This window comes from Catenulispora sp. GP43 (assembly GCF_041260665.1).
Lineage (GTDB): Bacteria > Actinomycetota > Actinomycetes > Streptomycetales > Catenulisporaceae > Catenulispora.
In genome coordinates, this window is sequence record NZ_JBGCCT010000068.1 from 1 (window position 1) to 1,003 (window position 1,003).

Below are 1,003 nucleotides of genomic sequence, written 5' to 3' on the forward strand. Positions count from 1 at the left end.
CTAGATGATTGAGTCCGATCGTTGGGCTGGTCAGTGGTCGTAAGCGATTAGTGATCGCTTGCTGGGTGCGCCGGTCTTGGTGTTGTGCCAGATCGCTGCGGCCATCGCCAGCAGCCGCTGACCGATCCGGGCGAAGATGCCGCCGTGGGTGCGGGCGCCGTGTTGCTCCAGTGACAGCTGTCCCTTAAGCGTGTCGAAGATCGCCTCGATCCATTGGCGCATCCGCAGCAGTTTGCGCTCGGCCGGGGTGGAGACCGGATCGGAACTGCCGCGCCGGGCCGGGCGGACCAGATGGACGCCCAGCTCGGCGCACAGCTGCTCGAACTCGCCGCCGGCGAAGCCCTTATCAGCCAGGATCACCTGGCCCTCGGCAACGAGATGGTGGTCGACCTCCAACATCGCGGTCATCACCTCCCGCTCACCGAGTTTCGGATTGGCCAGGCACCACATCAACGGCATGCCCTCGGCAGAGGTCAGCAGATACAGGCGCATCCCCCAGAAGAACCGTGAATGCGAGGCGCAGTAGCCGTAACCGGCCTCACCTGCCAGGTCCGAGCGCTTGGCGGTCTCCCGGGACATACCGCACGGTACCGGCGTGGAGTCGATCAGGCGCAGATCCTCAACCCCAGTCGGGGTGACCAGCGCCAGCTCCCGGATCATCGAGGTGATCAGCGGCCCGGCAGCACGCAACCGCTTGTTGTAACCGGACTGGCCTGGGATGTACGGGAACAGATGCCGCAGGTGAGCATGGGCGTAGCGGATCCAATGCCGCTCCCGGGCGAACCCGAGCAACACCTGGGCGATCGCCAGACACAGCAGCTCGGCATCATCCAGCAGCAGCGGGCAGCCTATTCGTCGGCGTTTGACCACGCGATCGGACACGAAGACGTAAAGTGCGGTCAGAAGGGTGTCGAGGTCGGTATTCACACACAGACAACGACACCCTTCGCCATGCCGTCACGCAGGCCCACGACCAGCCCAGCCTTCGGACTCAATCATCTAG

The 1,003-nt window shown here is 64.2% G+C and carries 1 protein-coding gene; it reads right to left on the bottom strand.

What is annotated here, in order from left to right; genetic code table 11:
- Nucleotides 1–30 precede the first annotated feature (30 nt).
- On the bottom strand, nt 31–927 hold the full coding sequence (locus ABH926_RS51490) for an IS982 family transposase (protein ID WP_370347999.1): 897 nt from the start codon (nt 925–927) through the stop codon (nt 31–33).
- Nucleotides 928–1,003: the final 76 nt, after the last annotated feature.